Source organism: Pontibacter beigongshangensis (assembly GCF_014332515.1).
GTDB lineage: Bacteria > Bacteroidota > Bacteroidia > Cytophagales > Hymenobacteraceae > Pontibacter > Pontibacter beigongshangensis.
The window spans coordinates 78,038-94,590 of sequence record NZ_VFSD01000016.1; the positions used below are offsets into that span (position 1 = coordinate 78,038).

The window sequence follows — 16,553 nt, forward strand, 5'->3', positions numbered from 1 at the left end:
CACCGGCTGCGTTACAAAAACAGAGCAAAAAAAAGAGGAGTCGGACTTAACCGGCTCCTCCTTACTAAAACTATACTTATGAAAACAGGTATTTTTATCTTCTTTCTTTGATTCTGGCAGCTTTACCTTGTAAACCTCTCAGGTAGTACAGGCGCGCTCTTCTTACTTTACCTCTTCTTATAAGATCAATTTTCTCGATGTTAGGTGAAAGAAGTGGGAAAATACGCTCTAAGCCAATTTGGTTAGACACTTTTCTTACAGTGAAGGTCTCACCGTTGGTGTTTATGTTCTTGCGCTGGATTACAACACCCTGAAACTGCTGCACACGCTCTTTGTTTCCTTCGCGGATCTTAACGTGTACATTAATGGTATCACCAGATTGGAAAGCAGGGAAAGAGGCACGCTTCTCTGTTGATTCCTGCTCAATTAATTTTAATAGTTCGCTCATGGCTATGTTCTTAAAGCTAAATATCTTCTTCAGATTTCGGACTGCAAAGATAGATAAATATTTCTTAGTTAGGAATGTTTAAGAGGAAAAATGTTTAAAATTGTTGCAGCGGCTGCTTTTAGTTCCCGATGCTGTAATTATTTGAATGAAAAAGCCCCTCCGAAGCGTTTTTGCTGCTGCTCTTTTAAAAAGGACACAAGACGCAGGACTTTCCTTAATAAAGTAATGAGTGAAGAGTTGATCGGTTTTAATGCCTGTTATGGTCATTCATTTCCAAATCAGCCATTTAACAATTAAGCCATTTCACCATACATGAATTAGCACATCAGCACATTAAAAAATCAGCTCATTACCTTTAGTCCAGCAGATCGGGGCGGCGCTCGCGGGTGCGGGCTACGGCCTGCTCAAAGCGCCACTGCTCTACCCTGGGCGTGTCGCCGGATAGCAGCACCTCCGGCACCTGCAGGCCTTTGTAGTCGGCCGGACGGGTGTATACGGGCGGGGCCAGCAAGCCATCCTGAAAAGAATCGGTCAGGGCTGACGACTCATCGTTGAGCACGCCTGGCACAATCCGGATAATGGCATCGGCGAGTACGGCTGCCCCGAGCTCACCACCCGAAAGTACATAATCGCCGATGCTGATTTCGTGCGTTATAAACTGCTGCCGTACGCGCTCGTCCACGCCCTTGTAGTGGCCGCAGAGAATGATCACGTTTTGGAGCAGCGAGAACTGGTTAACTATTTTCTGGTTGAGGGGCTGCCCATCGGGCGTCATGTAGATGATGGCGTCGTAATCACGCTCGGCCCTAAGTCCGGATATGCATTTGTCGATCGGCTCGATCATCATCACCATGCCAGCACCTCCGCCAAAGGCATAATCATCTATCTGGCCGTATTTGTTGATGGCGAACTTTCGCAGGTCGTGGAGGTGGATTTCTACGAGGCCTTTGTTCTGGGCTCTTTTTACGATAGAGTGGCTGAAAGGGCTTTCCAGTAAGTCGGGCTGACAACTGATTATATCGAAGCGCATGGGGTTATTCGGTCTCCTCGTCGTCCTGATCGTCGGGTGTGCCGGGTTGGGTATATACTTCGAGCAAGCCTTCGGGCAGGCTCACGTGCAGTATTTTTGCCTGGTGGTCGGCACGCTGCATTACCTCATCAATTACGGGTACCAGCATTTCCTGGCCCAGGTATTCCATGGCCATCAGCTGCTGCTGGGGCATGTCGTAAAAGTCCTTCACAATGCCCAGCTCCCCATGGTTTTCGTCCACCACCTGGTAGCCGATCACATCATGAAAATAGAACTGGCCATCTTCGAGTTCGGGCAGCTCGTTTAGTGGCAGGTACAGCGCCGTGTTGCGCAGTTTTTCGGCCTGTTCCATGGTTTTTACTTCTTCAAACCTGATGATGAAACGGCCTTTCTGCTGAGGCTCCATGTCCTCAATAAAAAATGGAACCAGTCTTCCCCCTTGTTCGAGGAAGACTGATTCCAGATCATCATAATCTTCGGGGTAGTCCACGTCGAAAAACGCCACTACCTGCCCCTTGGTGCCATGGGTCTTGACAATATAGCCTAACAGGAAGCAGTCATCAATGTTCATGGCAGCCTGAATTATGCTTGTTCTTCTGTAGCAGGAGCTTCGCCTTCGGCAGGAGCCTCTGTTTCGGCTTCAGCAGGAGCCGGTGTGTTAGCGGCAACTTTAGCAGCTTCACGCTGGCGGATGGCCTCTGCACGTGCTTCTTTCACTTTTGTCTCAGCATCGAAAGCGGCTTTCTTGGCGGCTTCTTTCGTAGCTCCAAGCGCCTGACGCTTGCTTTCAACTTTAGCTTCTTTGGCCTCTTTCCACTCGGCAAGACGGGCATCAGCAGTTTCCTGGGTGATAGCGCCTTTTACAACACCAATCTGCAGGTGCTTTCTGAAAAGGATTCCACTGCTAGAAAGCATGCCTTTTACAGTTTCGGTAGGTTGAGCACCGTTCATCAGCCACTGGAACGCTTTGTCCTCGTCGTAGTTGATAGAAGCAGGGTTTGTGTTCGGGTTGTAAATACCCAGTTTCTCGATGAACTTACCATCACGTGGTGATCGAGCGTCAGCAATTACGATATCATAGATTGCTGCCTTTTTGCGGCCTCTGCGGGCCAGTCTGATTTTTACTGCCATTTTTTTATTTAAGTAAAGTCGGCGGAACCCGTCCGCCAGTTTTTTTTAGAACCGCAAAGATAGTGAAAAGCGCGGGTATATACCAAATTTCTGGAAATCAATGTTGTGGGGGAGTGGCAGCAGGAGGCACAGCAGACCCGGAGGGCTGTTTTGATTGGAATAATTGGTTGGCGGGGCAACAGTTCTTATAAGTAAAATGGTCGCACCTAGGTGTAGTTTAAAACTACACCTATAATATTCTTCTCTCGCGACACATCTATTCGCCTTCACTTCGACTTTCTGTACAGCTTTGGCTATTGCGCTGTAAATAAGAAAGGTGTAGTTACAAACTACACCTGGTGACAATTACCCTGATCCTTTGTTTTGCCACGCAGTCTAATGTTGAACAGCAGCAGCAGCAGCAGCAGCAGCGCTTCAGGAGGACCTTTTTCATTAGAATAATTTGGCCGGATTTGCCGTTGAGGCTACCTGTGCCTGACAGCAGTTCATTCTCACCAGGTTGTAAGCTATGTAACATTGGGTGCTCGCTGCTTTTATCTTTGTCCGATCTTCCTTCTTCCACGGCTAATTTAGTACTTTGCAGCCTGAACCTGCTGTGCCACATGCTCCGTCACCTGAAATCTTCTTTCTGGTCTTTCTGCTCCATCTTTATTCGAACCATCGGGAGTTTGGGCATCAATAAACTGATTGCCCTGTACTATGGGCCGAACGGTATCACCCTGTATGCGCACTTTCAGAACCTGGTCTCTATCGTTACCACCGTGCCCGACGGGGGCATCAACATCGGGACCATTAAGTTTTTGGCAAACGAGGACCCTACCTCGCAAAAGTACCGGCAATACTTTTGGGCAGGCATCTGGCTGAACCTGCTGTGTGTGTTGGTGGCGCTGGCGCTGATCTTCTCCTTTTCTGATTATTACCTGGGAGTTTTTCTGGAAGAGGCCGGCATGGTGCAGTGGTGGTGGGCAGGAAGTTTTGCCCTGGGCAGCCTGTTGCTCACTTACAACCTGTTCCTGCAGGCCATGCTGCTCTCCAAAAGGGTGCTGAAATGGCATGTGGTGAGCACCAGCACCATGAGCCTGGCAGGCCTGGCGGTCGTGTACCTGCTGGGAGGGGAGCTGTCGGTGGGGGCATTGCTGCCGGTGGTGCTGGGGGCACAGTGCGCCACCTTTTTTCTGATGCTGCCGGTCCTGTACCTTAAAAAGTTTATCGCCAGTTTCCGGCGGGTAAAAGTGCCGCAGGCCGTTTACTTCGAAATAGGGAAATACGTGGTGATGGCGCTGAGTGCAGTGGTATGTCTAAAGCTGACCAACTTCTTTGTCCGCGACTTCGTGATCAGCCGGTTTGAGCTGTATGAGACAGGGCTCTGGCAGGCGGTGGTGCGGGTGTCGGAGAACTACAGCCTTGTATATACCTCCGTAATCGGGATGCTGTATTACCCACGCATGGCGGCGCTGGTCAATGAGCCGGATGTGCTGCGGAAATTTGTGCGGTCTGCGTTCTACCTGGTTATGCCCGGGCTGCTGGTGGCGCTGCTGCTGGTTTACCTGCTGCGCGAATGGGTGCTCCGACTGCTGTTCAACGAAGATTTTGTGGTGGCCGAATACCTGTTCGATTACCAGTTGATCGGTGATTTTTTCAGGATGTGGAGCATTGTGCTCACCAACCTGATGGTGGTGCGGGCGCATGTGCGGCTTTACATAGGCTGGCAGATCGTTACGGCACTCTTTTACATGGCGCTCGTCTATTTCCTGGTGGAGCCATTTGGCCTGGAAGGCATCACCATGGCTCACGCCATCCGTTACGGCGCGGTGCTTATTTTCAGTATGGTGTATTATAATAAGTATATTCGCGTATGAGTCAACTGCCGCTGGTAACAATCGTCTGCCTCTGCTACAACCACGAGCGTTTCCTGGCCGAGGCGCTGGATTCGGTACTGGCTCAAACCTACCCCAACCTGGAACTGCTGGTCGTAGACGATTGCAGCACCGATAGCAGCCCTGCCATTCTACAGGATTACTGCCGGCGTTTTCCGCAGCTCTCCTATATCAGCACCGGGCACAACAGGGGCAATTGTGCGGCTTTTAACATGGCCTGGCGGAAGGCCAAAGGCGAATTTGTCATAGATTTTGCCACCGACGATGTGCTGCTGCCCAACCGCGTGACCGAGCAGGTGGCTGCCTTCGCCCGGCTCGACAACTCCTATGGCGTGCTTTACTCCGATGCCGAGTACATCGACGATGATTCCGGCCACCTCCGCTACCACTGCCAGCGCGATGAGTTGGGCAAGGTTATGTCTTTTGCTCCATCCGGCGATGTGTTTAAGGACATTCTGCAGCGCTACTTCATCTGCCCGCCTACCATGCTCATGCGGCGGCAGGTGCTGGAGGAGTTGGGTGGCTACGACGAAACGCTGGCTTATGAGGATTTTGATTTTTGGGTGAGGTCCTCCCGGAACTACAAATATTACTTTTTGAATAAAGTCACGACCAAACGCCGGGTGCATGGCAACTCCTTGTCGGGGAGCTGGTATAAAGCGGGCAGCAGGCTCCTGAGTTCTACCGTAAAGGTCTGCCGCAAGGCCGCACTGCTGGTCCGAACCCCTGACGAGCGGGCAGCGCTGGCCAAACGTCTGGAGTATGAGGCGCGCCATGCGTATTTAACCGCCAACTATACCGAGGCAGAACAGCTGTTGCGGCTGCTACAGCAGCTTGCCGGACTGTCTCCTTTATATAAACTAATCCTCTTCCTGACAAAGCAGAAGGTGAACCTGACGCTGGTGCGCAAGTTGTATTATAAGATTAAGTATAAGGATTAACTTCTTGTTTTATAGCTTATTTCAGTAAATTAATGCGTTTTGAATAACCCTTTATTCCCTTTACGTACATACTATTTACAGATGTGCTAATAACCAGTGGTAGTTTTGTAAAATATGCTACTGGTTGTATAGGATATTATATGTATATTTGATTTTTTTAAAATAACACCTAGTAAGATGATAACAACTGTTTCCTCCCGTGTAGAAGTAATGAAATGGATGGAAGATTTCGTTGCTGATAAATATAATGAGCTGCTAAAGTCGGTAGAAGATAGTTGGCAACCTGCAGATCTTCTGCCCGATTCTCGTTTCGAATCTTTTTTTGAGGAAGTTAAGAACTTACGGGAGCGTGCCAAAGACCTGTCGTACGACCTGATGGCCGTACTGGTAGGAGATACGATAACAGAAGAAGCCCTGCCTACCTACGAAAGCTGGCTGATGCAAATAGAAGGACTGTCGCAGGACCCCGATAGCCCCTGGATGAAATGGAACCGCAGCTGGACAGCAGAGGAAAACCGCCACGGCGACGCCCTTAACCGATACCTTTACCTCTCTGGCCGCATTAACATGCGCGAGATGGAAGCCTCTACCCAATACCTGATTGCAGACGGTTTCGACCTGCAGACGGACAGAGACCCTTATCGCAGCTTTGTATACACTAGCTACCAGGAAACAGCTACCAATATATCGCACCGCCGTGTGGCCCAGATCGCTAAAAAGCAAGGCGACCTGATGCTGGCCAAACTTTGTGGCCATGTGGCAGCCGATGAGGCGCGCCATGCCAAAGCCTATAAATCGTTTGTAGGAAAAATCTTCGAGGCTGACCCGAACGAGATGATGCTGGCCTTCGAAGATATGATGCGCAAAAAGATCGTGATGCCGGCCCACTACATGCGCGAGCTTGGTGTAGAGATCGGCAAGACCTTCGGGCACTTTACCGACGCCGCCCAGCGAATCGGCGTGTACACCGCCCACGACTATACCGCGATACTGGAAGAGTTGTTAGTGGAGTGGAAGATAGACACTGTCACAGGGCTGAACGAAGCCGGCGAGCGTGCCCGCGACTATGTGATGGCCTTGCCTAACAGGCTTAAACGTGTGGCAGAGCGTATGAAAGCGCCAGGCCTGGAGTACAAGTTCCGCTGGATCGACTAATGCTCCTCCAATTTGATTTTTAGAAAGGTTTGATGCTCATTAAGCTATTCAAAAGTAGCTTTACCATAATTTCTAATTCCTAAATTGAATAAGCACTAGACTGACTTACAGTCCATAAAAACAGGAGGGCCTGCTACAACATGTGGCAGGCCCTCCTGTTTTTATGGAGATGGTGCGCTTTTTACTCAAAAAGCGCCTGATATTCCCTATTCTTGCATTACCACACCTTTCCAGAAGGCAATATGGTGTTTTATCTCAGAGGCGGCTTCTTTAGGCTCCGGGTAGTACCAGGCGGCATCTGTGTTCACTTCGCCATTCACTTTCACGTGGTAGTAGGAGGCCTCGCCTTTCCAGGGGCAATGCGTGTAGGTCTGGCTCCGCTCCAGGTACTCCTGCTTCACTGTGTTCTCCGGAAAATAGTAGTTTCCTTCCAGTTTTACCGTGTCATCGCTATCAGCAACAACCACATTATTCCAAATTGCTTTCATAGTTTTGGGGTGTAAATTTTCATTTCTCATAAATAATGTTTAGTATTTACTATTCCATCAACCAAAGAGTTGTTTTAGTTGATAAATTGGCAGTGACGTATACGACAGGAACCACCGCCGCAGGAGCAGGATTTGGGAGGATGTAGAACAAGTGCAGTAGTTAATTTGTTCTGATACAGCGGCCGGTGGTGAGTGGGCCCAAGCCTGACAGGCACTACATGATCTGCCCGTAAAACCCGCGTCAAGTTCTTAGAAAGAAGTATGTTATGAGTTTAGGATTTCGATTTTCAGAATATATACCAGCACCCGAGGAGAATAATGGCTTCGAATCGCTGCTCAAGCTGTTTATGCAGCTGATCACCATCACATCCGGCGATGTGGCAGAGGCGCTAGCCTGGCTGAACTCTCTGGACAAGCAATACAACCTGACCAACGACCAGTATGGCATGGGCGATTTTATTGAAGACCTGAAGAAGAAAGGCTACCTGGACGAGGACCCGCAGCGACAGGGCACCTTTAAGATCACGGCCAAAAGTGAGCAGCAAATCCGGAAGAGCGCCCTAGAGGAAATTTTCGGTAAGCTGAAGAAAGGAACAAAAGGCACCCATGCCACTCCCCACACCGGCGTAGGCGACGAAGCCAGCACCGATCAGCGGGAATACCGGTTTGGCGATGCCATAGAGCAGATCTCCATGACCGACTCGCTCCGCAATGCCCAGATAAACCACGGTCTCTCCGACTTTATGCTCACCGAGCAGGACCTGGAGGTAACCGAAACGGAGCACAAAACACAGGCCTCTACCGTGCTGATGATCGACATCTCCCACTCCATGATCCTGTACGGCGAAGACCGTATTACCCCCGCCAAAAAAGTGGCCATGGCGTTGGCGGAGCTCGTAAAGCAGAAATACCCCAAAGATACGCTTGATGTGATCGTGTTCGGCAACGATGCCTGGCAGATCGAGATCAAGGATCTGCCTTACCTGGAAGTCGGGCCTTACCATACCAACACCGTGGCAGGCCTGGAACTGGCCATGGACATTCTGCGCAAGCGCAAAACCCCGAACAAGCAGATCTTCATGATCACCGACGGCAAGCCGACCTGCCTCAAAGAGGGGCTGCGCTACTATAAAAACAGCTTTGGCCTGGACCGTAAGGTGGTGAACAAAACCATTAACCTGGCGGCGCAGTGCCGGAAACTCAAAATTCCGATCACTACCTTTATGATCGCCACCGACCCGTACCTGCAGCAGTTCGTAGATGAGTTTACGAAAGTGAACAACGGGCAGGCGTACTACAGCAGCCTGAAGGGGCTGGGGCACCTGGTGTTTAAAGACTACCGCCAGAACCGCCGGAAAACCTTTTAAACTTAACTTTGCATCAGCTTACATAAATATAAAAGGATTATCAGTGCGGACAGGTGAGGCTGGTGCCTTGCTCAATAGCATTTTTTGTCCTGTTACTCGTGTCAGTTAACATTTGCAACCAAACGAATAAATGCACTACAGAGAGATTCCTTCTGAAAACTTACTCAAGATAAAGACACTGGGCCAGCTGAAGGCAGCCGGCTACCAACCCCAAACTGTAAAGCAAGAGCTGCGGAACAACCTGATCCGGAAACTGCGGAACAAGGAAGATGCCTTTCCGGGTATCTGGGGCTACGAAGAAACCGTGATCCCGGACATGCAGCGGGCCATCCTCTCAATGCACCACATTAACCTGCTGGGCCTGCGGGGGCAGGCTAAAACCCGCATTGCCCGTATGATGGTGGACTTGTTGGATGAATACATTCCGGTAGTCAAAGGCTCCGAACTGAACGACGATCCGCTGCAGCCCCTGTCGCGGTTTGCCAAGGACCAGTTGCACGAGCACGGCGACGACACCCCGATTGCCTGGATGCACCGCAACGAGCGCTATACCGAAAAGCTGGCTACGCCCGATGTATCGGTGGCCGACCTGATCGGAGATGCCGACCCGATAAAAGCCGCCACTATGAAACTGCCTTATTCTGACGAGCGGGTGATTCATTTCGGACTGATCCCACGTTCGCACCGGGGCATTTTCGTGATCAACGAGATCCCGGATCTGCAGGCACGCATACAGGTGGCGCTGTTTAACATTTTGCAGGAAGGCGATATTCAGATACGGGGTTTCAAGGTGCGCCTGCCGCTTGATATCCAGTTCGTTTTCACGGCCAACCCGGAAGATTACACCAACCGGGGCTCCATTGTCACGCCACTGAAAGACCGCATCGACAGCCAGATTATTACGCACTATCCTAAATCCATTGAAGTCGGGAAGAAAATAACCCGGCAGGAAGCACATATTAAAGAGGAGCAGGAGCAACTGGTGCAGCTCAACGACCTGGTAGGCGACCTGATTGAGCAAGTTGCCTTTGAGGCACGGGAGAGCGAGTACGTAGATGCCAAAAGCGGTGTGTCGGCGCGCCTCACTATCTCTGCCTTCGAGAACCTGCTGAGCGCTGCCGAGCGGCGGGCTCTGCTCAACGGCGAAACCTCTACTTATGTGCGCGTATCTGATTTCATGAACACCATACCGGCCGTAACCGGCAAGGTGGAACTGGTGTACGAGGGCGAGCAGGAGGGGGCTGGTCATGTGGCGCAGGTACTGATGGGCAAGGCCATCCGGTCGCAGTTCCTGAAATATTTCCCGGACCCCGATAAAGCCAAAAAGACCAAAAACGGCGCCAACCCGTACAAAAAGATAGTAGACTGGTTCGGCGACGGCAACAAACTCGATATCCTGAGCGATGCCTCTGATGCGGAGTATGCCAAAGCCCTGAACAGCGTGCCTGGTTTAGCAGAGCTGGCGGAAAAGAATCAGCCGAAAAAGAATGCAAAAGAGAAGCTCTTTATGATGGAATTTGCCCTGCACGGACTAGCGGAGCATAGCCAGATCAGCAAAAACAGGCTGAGCACCGGCCTCCAGTTCAAAGACCTGCTCAGTGGCATGTTTACCATGCCAAGCTTCGGCGAAGAGGACGATGACGATTCCTATTGATTAAGACAGGTATTTCGGGCAGTGAGAAGAGGCAGGAATCGGCGGCGATGTTCTGCCTCTTCTCATTTAACCAGATGATACCCAAATTAATTGCTTTACTCGTCTTTGCCCCAGTCCCTGTCCTCGGACAGAACCTTCATCAGCTGCTGAGAAAGCGGAAGTCTAACTAACTGGGCAGGCTGGGGACAGCACACGGAAGTGTAATAGGCCCGAACCAGCTGCCTTTTGGTTAAGTAGTGCGGCTGCGGATTTTTCTAATGAAAATGCCCCTCAGGAGCATTTGCCGCTCCTGCTGCCCTGTACCTGCCTCAGTCCTGTGCCTCATCTAAAACAAATCTGAAGTAGCCAACGGAGTAGTTTTGGCACATGGACCATCCTATTCCTATCTGACCAGTACTGGCGATGGGCCTGATTCATTTTTAGGGTATCTTTAATTTGGTAAGGTGCCGGCCTTCTCCGGGTTAGCAGTCTAATTTATTCTAAAGGCCCGGCGCCTGTATCGCAATACCCTCCTGCTGCAGCGCTTCCCGTATCTGGCGGGCAAAGGAGAGGGCATGGGGGCCGTCGCCATGTATACAAACGGTGTCGGCCTGGATGGCTGCCAGCTGCCCCTGCTGCGACAGTATGTTACCTTCTTTTACCATCCGGAGCACCTGCTGCACGGCCAGTGTCTCGTTCTGCACCAGGGCATTGGGGTGGGTTCTGGGGGTAAGGGTGCCGCCTTGCTGGTAGGTTCGGTCTGCAAAAACTTCGCTGGCAGTTTTCAGGCCCAGTTTTTTACCTGCCCTTATCAGCTCGCTTCCGGCAAGACCATACAAAAATGCTTCGGGATGTATCTTGTAAACGGCTTCTGCTATGGCCTCTGATAAACCCGGACTTGTGGCGGCCATGTTGTACAAAGCTCCGTGAGGTTTCACGTGGTGCAGGTATCCTCCTGCAGCTTTCGCAAAAGCAGACAGGGCTCCTACCTGATACACGACCATCTCGAAAGCCTCTTCCGCCGAGATACTCATATTTCTCCGCCCGAAGCCCACCAGGTCGGGAAGGCCAGGGTGTGCGCCTATGGCTACCTGGTGCTCCAGTGCCAGTTGCACCGTTTCCCGCATCACGGCCGGGTCTCCGGCATGGAAACCGCAGGCTATATTGGCGGAGCTCACAAAAGGCAGGATGGCCGCATCGTTGCCCAGGCTATAGGCGCCAAAGCTCTCACCGAGGTCACAGTTCAGGTCAACTACAAGTCGGGTCATGAAAATAAACGTTTTAGCTCAATGCCTCTTTTCAGGATTTCGAGGTTCTGCTCCTGTTGCAGGTAATGCTGCTGCGCTTCAGGTAGGGTTACTTCTGCAAACCGTAAAATTGTGCCCGGACCAGCCTGCGCCAGTATCGGAAGGTCGGCAGTGATTACCTGTGCAATGCGTGGGTAACCTCCTGTTGTCTGGTGGTCTGCCATCAGCACGATCGGGCTGCCCTGGTGAGGCACCTGTATCGTGCCGAAGGTAACGGCGCAGGAAATAAGTTCTTCCGGAAGAACCATAGCCAGCGGAGCTCCCTGTAGCTGCAGACCCATACGGTCAGCCTGACGGGTAATCTGGTATTTTTCTGTCCAGAGGTACTGCTTGCTGTTCTCTGAAAGCAAGTCGTACTCAGGTCCGCGCACTGCCCGTAGAGTAGGCTGCTCCTGGTAAACCGGGCAAAGCCTCGGGTCAGGAGTCCAGCGGGCCGGCACACAGCCTGACGTATCAGAAGCCGGACTCCGGAACATTTTATCTCTAAATCCATTGCCAGCTGCTGCTTTTCCAGGTGTAAGGATGTCGCCGGCCTGCAGGGCCCGGCCATGCAGGCCTCCGATGCCAGCCTTCAGATAGGTGGAATGGCTACCCAGCACCTGCGGCAGCTCGAAGCTGCCGGCCACGGCCACATACGTGTAGCAGCCGGAGCGTGGCGCGCCGAACTCCAGCAAGCTGCCCTGCCGCACCAGCACCGGCCTGCCCATTAGTACGGACTCTCCTGCTATGGTTGGCGACAAGTCTGCTCCTGTTATGGCTATTACTGCATCTTTCCGGAAGCGGACAGTAGGGCCGGGGGCTACAGCCTCTATAACAGCTGCCTGTTCGTGGTTGCCTACCAGCAGGTTGGCGATGCGCATGGCCATACGGTCCATGGCACCACTTACAATAATGCCTTCTTTCTGATGGCCAAACCTGCCCCCATCCTGAATGGTGGTCAGGAGCCCGGGCTTTTCAATCAACAGACTCATGCACCTGCTCCTTTCTCTGTAGGAATTCCTTCTGGGTGATGGGTACAAACCGCAGCCTGTCGCCGGCTTTCAGCAGGCAGGGGCTTGGGTGGTGAGGCTGGAACAGGGGTAGCGGTGTGCGGCCAATCAGCTGCCAGCCTCCCGGTGTTTCGAGAGGGTACACACCTGTTTGGTTGCCGGCTATGCCAACGGAACCCGGTGGAATGGCGGCACGGGGAGTGCCGTGGCGGGGCGCGGCGATCAGCCTGTTCATGCCGCCCAGGTACGGAAAGCCAGGCGCAAAGCCGATCATATACACCAGGTACTCTGTGGCAGCATGCAGGGAGATGACCATTTCGGGGGAGAGGTGGTTGTGCGTTGCCACAAATTCCAGGTCGGGGCCGAACTCGCCGCCGTAGCAAACCGGGATTTCGACCAGCCGCGAAGGTTGTTCCTCCTGGTGATGGGTTTTTGTGAGCAGGGGCAGCAGCAAGTCAATTACGGCCTGGTACGGGTCGTGTTGTCCCCGTTGGCTCACCTGCCAGGGATTATAATAGACCGTAACTGTTCTGAAGGCTGGCACCAGCTCCACAAAACCCTCGAAGGTGTTTTCGTCCAGCAAAGCGGCAAAAGCCCTGACTTTTTTATGTACTTCTAAGGATATTTTATCTCCGAACTGCACCACAATTGCGGCGTCTCCCAGCGGAAACAACTGATAAGCAGAAGGAAACGCATGGGCAGCCTTGATTTTTTTCATAGCTTATTGCGTAATTGCAGTAAATAACGGCCTCCACAGTTGCAGCAGGTGACCGTATTGGCTCGGGTACCGTTCCACTCAGATTTTAGTCTGGCATAGAGCCCCGGTACAAGTGCTGCTGTGGCGTGAGGTGTGGTGAACCGGCTAAAACCCTTTCCTTTAGTTTGGCAGCAACCCTTCAACAAGTTAGCAAATCAATGACAAGCTGCGCAACAAGCAGCAATTATTTAAATAAAATGTGCCCTCCGGAGTCTTCTGCTGCTGCTTATCTTGGCTCTCAGATTGCCAAACTGGTACTGTTTAGTTTATGGGCGACTCTTTTTATTGGACTGAGCAGAGAGTAAAAAGGTTGTGTGACTCAGTAAATAGGGTCAGGCTGAGGTATTTCGCCCTCTGAGCGGGCTATTATGGTGGTAACAGTAGCATCGCCGGTAATATTTATGACCGTCCGGCACATGTCCAGGAGGCGGTCGGGTGCCATAATCAGGGCAATGCCTTCGATGGGGATATTGGCCTGCTGCAGCACGATAACCAGCATAACCACCCCAGCGCCCGGCACGGCGGCAGAGCCGATGGAGGCCAGCGTGGCCGTGAGCACGATGCCAAGCTGGGTGGTCAGGCTCAGGTCCATGCCAAAAGCCTGGGCTATAAACACAGCGGCTACGGCCTGGTAGAGGCTGGTGCCATCCATGTTAATGGTGGCGCCAAGCGGGAGCACAAAACTGCTCACTTCTTTGGATAGCCCCAGGTTCCGTTCGCAGCACTCCATGGTTACCGGCAGCGTAGCAGCGCTCGAGGAAGTCGAAAAAGCCAGCATCTGGGCAGGAAACATTCCTTTCAGGAACTGGCCATATTTCATTTTGCCAATAAAAGTGGCCAGCAACGGGTACATGCCAAACAGCAGAATTGCCAGCCCTACCAGCACCACAAGGCAGTAATAGCCCAGTACCAGTAGCAGCTCGATGGCAGCAGCAGGATCGTCGCCGGCAAAATCTACCACCAGGCCCGCCAGCAGCGCAAATACGCCATAAGGAGCCGCCAGCATAATGATGTCCACAATTTTGAGCACGACCAGGTTTACCCCGTCAAAGAAAGCAACCACGGGAGCGCCTTTGTCCGGAGGGATCAGGATGAGGGCAATGCCGAACAGGAGGGCGAAAAAGATAACCTGCAGCATATTGCCATTGTCGGTCATGGCGCCAAAAATGTTGCTGGGCACAATATCTACCAGTGGCTGCAGCGGCGTGGCGCTTTGTAGCTGGGCTGCATCAGCCGATTTGGAGGAGGTGGCGGCGGCAAACTGTTCTTTGAACTCTTCCCGCTTCTCCTGAGAGAAAGCCTTGCCCGGAGCGGTAATGTTCACCAGCACCAGCCCTAGCACAACAGCAATAACCGTGGTGCCGAGGTAAATGCCGATCGTTTTGGTGCCGATACGCGACAATTTGCTGATGTCGCTCAAGCCGGCTACACCTGTGATCAGCGATGCCAGCACGAGCGGCACGGCTATAAGCTTAAGCAGGTTTATAAAAATGGTGCCGAAGGGTTTGATCCAGTCTGCGGTAACATCGGTCAGACCTGTAGAGCTGGCCATGATACCCCAAAGTACGCCCAGCGTCATGCCAATAAGGATCTGCCAGTGCAAGGCTAATCTTTTCATAAGGTAGGGTAATAGTTCTTTCCGAATGGCCTGTAGCCAGTGTTTTGAGTTAATGCTGCTTAAGAAGAGACCTGGTGGGCCTGTTCAGGTTAATAGAATTTGTGCGCACAAGGTTAGCTACAATAAAGCTAAGCATAAATCTTTAGCTACACGGGATATTTATGAAGAAGGGGTAAAAATTGATGCTGACTGAGACACAGGCAGATAAGAAAACCAAAATGATGGTGCCGCTGCTTGCAGAACAGCAAGACGCTGGCTTCCTTGTTAAAAATAAAATTGGCTGTGTACTGGCAAATGCATAGCGGGCTATCAATTATTCTAATAAAAAATGCCCTCCGGAGCCCTCTTCTGCTCCTGCCGCTGCTGATCAGGTTTGCGGGCAACAAATTTTACTTGAATGTACTGAGGGATGCAGGTGTGAGCTGGAACATAAATGCAAGCGCCACTACTGGAGCGGCGCTTGCATTATTCTTAAGCCTAAAAAAGGCTTACTCCTCGTTAACTACAATCTTCTCTATTCTGTCGTTTGCTTTTATCTGGTCGATCACGTCGAGGCCCTCTACCACTTTGCCGAAGCAGGTGTGGTTACGGTCGAGGTGCGCCGTGTTTTTGCGGCTGTGCACGATAAAGAACTGGGAACCGCCCGTATTGCGCCCGGCATGGGCCATAGACAAAACGCCACGGTCGTGGTACTGGTTTTCGCCGGAAAGCTCGCAGTCGATCTTATAGCCGGGGCCGCCGGTGCCCGGCACTCCTTTGGCTCCCTCACGTGAGTTAGGGCAGCCTCCCTGTATCACAAAATCAGGAATAACCCGGTGGAAGGTAAGGCCGTCGTAAAAGCCTTTTTTGGCAAGGTCTATAAAGTTCTGCACAGTTTTTGGAGCGTCCTCTTCATAGAACTCCACTTTCATGACTCCTTTGGCGGTATGAATTTCAGCAGTTTTCATGTTTTTCTAATTAATGTAAGTTAAAAAGCAATTGCAAAAGTAAGCAAAATATAGTTTAAGGCTGCCTTATTTAGGCCCTTGCCTGTACTTTGTTCAAAAAATATACAGCCCTTCGAAAAATTATACCGTAAATATTAAGAAGGAGGGCGTACCACACCGATGAAACGAGGAGTTGTTAAATCAGAAACGAGCTATGAGAATGGATGTTGTTAAAGGGATGGGGATAGGACTACTGGCTGGTGCTATCCTGATGGGCTGTGGAGAGGCTCCATCTACACAAGAAGAAGGAAACGAAGTTATGCAGAGCCGGGTTGCCAGTCATCTGAGCCCGGGCTTGCATCCGGAACCCGGCAATAATGCGATTTCCCCGGAAAATACAGAAAATCATGAGCTGGCACCCCAACGGCCAAGCGTCTTGCAGCACATAGATGTTGAGGATAAACTCAGCACGTTCTCTTCGGCACTTAAAGAAACAGACCTGATAAATAGCCTGAATGGTACGGGTCCCTACACGGTGTTTGCTCCTTCCGACGATGCTTTCAGCGCGCTGAGTAGCGATACCACCCTGCAGCATCTGATGGCACCGGAAAACAGGGAGCAGCTCAGGCAACTGCTAAGCAACCACCTGGTTACCGGCAAGCTGGCCATAACCGACCTGCAGGATGGCACCACCCTCAAAACAGCAGGTGGCCAGCAGCTGAACGTGACAAAACGGAACGGGAAGGTCCTGATAAACGATGCCGCCCTCGAAGCCACAGAAGATGGCAGCAGCAATGGTGTAGTACACGTGCTGAACAAGGTGCTGCTACCATCTTCCTGAAACAGCCTCCGGAGGGCCTTTTTTATTGGAATAATTTAACGGTTG

The 16,553-nt window shown here is 51.6% G+C and carries 16 protein-coding genes; 6 read left to right on the plus strand and 10 right to left on the minus strand.

Annotation, left to right across the window (positions count from 1 at the left end; genetic code table 11):
- Positions 1 to 94: 94 nt before the first annotated feature.
- The 4 genes from rplS to FJM74_RS13905 all read right to left on the minus strand — a co-directional run bounded on the left by rplS (position 95) and on the right by FJM74_RS13905 (position 2,609).
- Entirely contained in the window at positions 95 to 448 is a 354-nt protein-coding gene (gene rplS, locus FJM74_RS13890; protein WP_187263217.1) for a 50S ribosomal protein L19, read from the minus strand.
- Positions 449 to 803: 355 nt separating this feature from the next.
- Positions 804 to 1,478 (minus strand): tRNA (guanosine(37)-N1)-methyltransferase TrmD, encoded by a 675-nt coding sequence (gene trmD / locus FJM74_RS13895; RefSeq protein ID WP_187263218.1) that lies wholly within the window; start codon positions 1,476 to 1,478, stop codon positions 804 to 806.
- Positions 1,479 to 1,482: 4 nt separating this feature from the next.
- A complete protein-coding gene (rimM, locus tag FJM74_RS13900) occupies positions 1,483 to 2,049 on the minus strand; it encodes a ribosome maturation factor RimM (protein WP_187263219.1) in 567 nt (188 codons plus the stop codon).
- A gap of 11 nt (positions 2,050 to 2,060) precedes the next feature.
- Positions 2,061 to 2,609 carry a 30S ribosomal protein S16 gene (locus FJM74_RS13905; protein ID WP_187263220.1) on the minus strand — a complete coding sequence of 183 codons (549 nt, stop codon included), beginning with the start codon at positions 2,607 to 2,609 and terminating at the stop codon, positions 2,061 to 2,063.
- Positions 2,610 to 3,211: 602 nt separating this feature from the next.
- Here FJM74_RS13905 and FJM74_RS13910 point away from each other — a divergent pair.
- The 3 genes from FJM74_RS13910 to FJM74_RS13920 all read left to right on the plus strand — a co-directional run bounded on the left by FJM74_RS13910 (position 3,212) and on the right by FJM74_RS13920 (position 6,582).
- Positions 3,212 to 4,468, plus strand: a complete 1,257-nt coding sequence (locus tag FJM74_RS13910; protein WP_187263221.1) for an MATE family efflux transporter — start codon at positions 3,212 to 3,214, stop codon at positions 4,466 to 4,468.
- The gene (locus FJM74_RS13915; protein WP_187263222.1) at positions 4,465 to 5,427 is read left to right on the plus strand and encodes a glycosyltransferase; all 963 of its coding nucleotides are present in this window, start codon (positions 4,465 to 4,467) and stop codon (positions 5,425 to 5,427) included. The genes FJM74_RS13910 and FJM74_RS13915 overlap by 4 nt, the downstream gene beginning before the upstream one ends.
- 177 nt (positions 5,428 to 5,604) lie before the next feature.
- Positions 5,605 to 6,582 carry an acyl-ACP desaturase gene (locus tag FJM74_RS13920; RefSeq protein WP_187263223.1) on the plus strand — a complete coding sequence of 326 codons (978 nt, stop codon included), beginning with the start codon at positions 5,605 to 5,607 and terminating at the stop codon, positions 6,580 to 6,582.
- A 206-nt stretch (positions 6,583 to 6,788) separates the two neighbouring features.
- On the opposite strand, the gene FJM74_RS13925 is transcribed toward FJM74_RS13920, so the two are convergent.
- Positions 6,789 to 7,070 carry a DUF427 domain-containing protein gene (locus FJM74_RS13925; RefSeq protein WP_187263224.1) on the minus strand — a complete coding sequence of 94 codons (282 nt, stop codon included), beginning with the start codon at positions 7,068 to 7,070 and terminating at the stop codon, positions 6,789 to 6,791.
- A 266-nt stretch (positions 7,071 to 7,336) separates the two neighbouring features.
- Here FJM74_RS13925 and FJM74_RS13930 point away from each other — a divergent pair, with 266 nt between their 5' ends.
- Positions 7,337 to 8,437 (plus strand): vWA domain-containing protein, encoded by a 1,101-nt coding sequence (locus FJM74_RS13930; protein ID WP_187263225.1) that lies wholly within the window; start codon positions 7,337 to 7,339, stop codon positions 8,435 to 8,437.
- A 130-nt stretch (positions 8,438 to 8,567) separates the two neighbouring features.
- Positions 8,568 to 10,091: a sigma 54-interacting transcriptional regulator gene (locus FJM74_RS13935; RefSeq protein ID WP_187263226.1), complete on the plus strand. Its 1,524-nt coding sequence runs from the start codon at positions 8,568 to 8,570 to the stop codon at positions 10,089 to 10,091.
- 479 nt (positions 10,092 to 10,570) lie between these two features.
- Here the strand turns inward: FJM74_RS13935 and FJM74_RS13940 are convergent, their stop codons facing one another.
- The 5 genes from FJM74_RS13940 to FJM74_RS13960 form a co-directional block, all read right to left on the minus strand.
- A complete protein-coding gene (locus FJM74_RS13940) occupies positions 10,571 to 11,338 on the minus strand; it encodes a LamB/YcsF family protein (protein ID WP_187263227.1) in 768 nt (255 codons plus the stop codon).
- Positions 11,335 to 12,348 carry a 5-oxoprolinase subunit C family protein gene (locus FJM74_RS13945; RefSeq protein WP_187263228.1) on the minus strand — a complete coding sequence of 338 codons (1,014 nt, stop codon included), beginning with the start codon at positions 12,346 to 12,348 and terminating at the stop codon, positions 11,335 to 11,337. Before FJM74_RS13945 ends, FJM74_RS13940 begins: the two co-directional genes overlap by 4 nt.
- A complete protein-coding gene (gene pxpB / locus FJM74_RS13950; RefSeq protein WP_187263229.1) occupies positions 12,332 to 13,084 on the minus strand; it encodes a 5-oxoprolinase subunit PxpB in 753 nt (250 codons plus the stop codon). Before pxpB ends, FJM74_RS13945 begins: the two co-directional genes overlap by 17 nt.
- 358 nt (positions 13,085 to 13,442) lie before the next feature.
- On the minus strand, positions 13,443 to 14,741 hold the full coding sequence (locus FJM74_RS13955) for a dicarboxylate/amino acid:cation symporter (protein ID WP_187263230.1): 1,299 nt from the start codon (positions 14,739 to 14,741) through the stop codon (positions 13,443 to 13,445).
- 488 nt (positions 14,742 to 15,229) lie between these two features.
- Complete coding sequence (locus FJM74_RS13960; RefSeq protein WP_187263231.1) at positions 15,230 to 15,688, minus strand: peptidylprolyl isomerase; 459 nt, start codon at positions 15,686 to 15,688, stop codon at positions 15,230 to 15,232.
- 199 nt (positions 15,689 to 15,887) lie between these two features.
- On the opposite strand from FJM74_RS13960, the gene FJM74_RS13965 reads away from it, so the two are divergent.
- Positions 15,888 to 16,508 carry a fasciclin domain-containing protein gene (locus FJM74_RS13965; RefSeq protein WP_187263232.1) on the plus strand — a complete coding sequence of 207 codons (621 nt, stop codon included), beginning with the start codon at positions 15,888 to 15,890 and terminating at the stop codon, positions 16,506 to 16,508.
- Positions 16,509 to 16,553 lie beyond the last annotated feature (45 nt).

What these genes read in the sequence shown, in the direction of transcription:
- FJM74_RS13935 (WP_187263226.1), top strand. Translation starts at nt 8,568, where the DNA reads ATGCACTACAGAGAGATTCCTTCTGAAAACTTACTCAAGATAAAGACA.
- FJM74_RS13940 (WP_187263227.1), bottom strand. Translation starts at nt 11,338, where the DNA reads ATGACCCGACTTGTAGTTGACCTGAACTGTGACCTCGGTGAGAGCTTT.
- FJM74_RS13910 (WP_187263221.1), top strand. Translation starts at nt 3,212, where the DNA reads ATGCTCCGTCACCTGAAATCTTCTTTCTGGTCTTTCTGCTCCATCTTT.
- FJM74_RS13965 (WP_187263232.1), top strand. Translation starts at nt 15,888, where the DNA reads ATGGATGTTGTTAAAGGGATGGGGATAGGACTACTGGCTGGTGCTATC.
- FJM74_RS13945 (WP_187263228.1), bottom strand. Translation starts at nt 12,348, where the DNA reads ATGAGTCTGTTGATTGAAAAGCCCGGGCTCCTGACCACCATTCAGGAT.
- pxpB (WP_187263229.1), bottom strand. Translation starts at nt 13,084, where the DNA reads ATGAAAAAAATCAAGGCTGCCCATGCGTTTCCTTCTGCTTATCAGTTG.
- rplS (WP_187263217.1), bottom strand. Translation starts at nt 448, where the DNA reads ATGAGCGAACTATTAAAATTAATTGAGCAGGAATCAACAGAGAAGCGT.
- FJM74_RS13960 (WP_187263231.1), bottom strand. Translation starts at nt 15,688, where the DNA reads ATGAAAACTGCTGAAATTCATACCGCCAAAGGAGTCATGAAAGTGGAG.
- rimM (WP_187263219.1), bottom strand. Translation starts at nt 2,049, where the DNA reads ATGAACATTGATGACTGCTTCCTGTTAGGCTATATTGTCAAGACCCAT.
- FJM74_RS13920 (WP_187263223.1), top strand. Translation starts at nt 5,605, where the DNA reads ATGATAACAACTGTTTCCTCCCGTGTAGAAGTAATGAAATGGATGGAA.
- FJM74_RS13955 (WP_187263230.1), bottom strand. Translation starts at nt 14,741, where the DNA reads ATGAAAAGATTAGCCTTGCACTGGCAGATCCTTATTGGCATGACGCTG.
- FJM74_RS13925 (WP_187263224.1), bottom strand. Translation starts at nt 7,070, where the DNA reads ATGAAAGCAATTTGGAATAATGTGGTTGTTGCTGATAGCGATGACACG.
- FJM74_RS13930 (WP_187263225.1), top strand. Translation starts at nt 7,337, where the DNA reads ATGAGTTTAGGATTTCGATTTTCAGAATATATACCAGCACCCGAGGAG.
- FJM74_RS13905 (WP_187263220.1), bottom strand. Translation starts at nt 2,609, where the DNA reads ATGGCAGTAAAAATCAGACTGGCCCGCAGAGGCCGCAAAAAGGCAGCA.
- trmD (WP_187263218.1), bottom strand. Translation starts at nt 1,478, where the DNA reads ATGCGCTTCGATATAATCAGTTGTCAGCCCGACTTACTGGAAAGCCCT.
- FJM74_RS13915 (WP_187263222.1), top strand. Translation starts at nt 4,465, where the DNA reads ATGAGTCAACTGCCGCTGGTAACAATCGTCTGCCTCTGCTACAACCAC.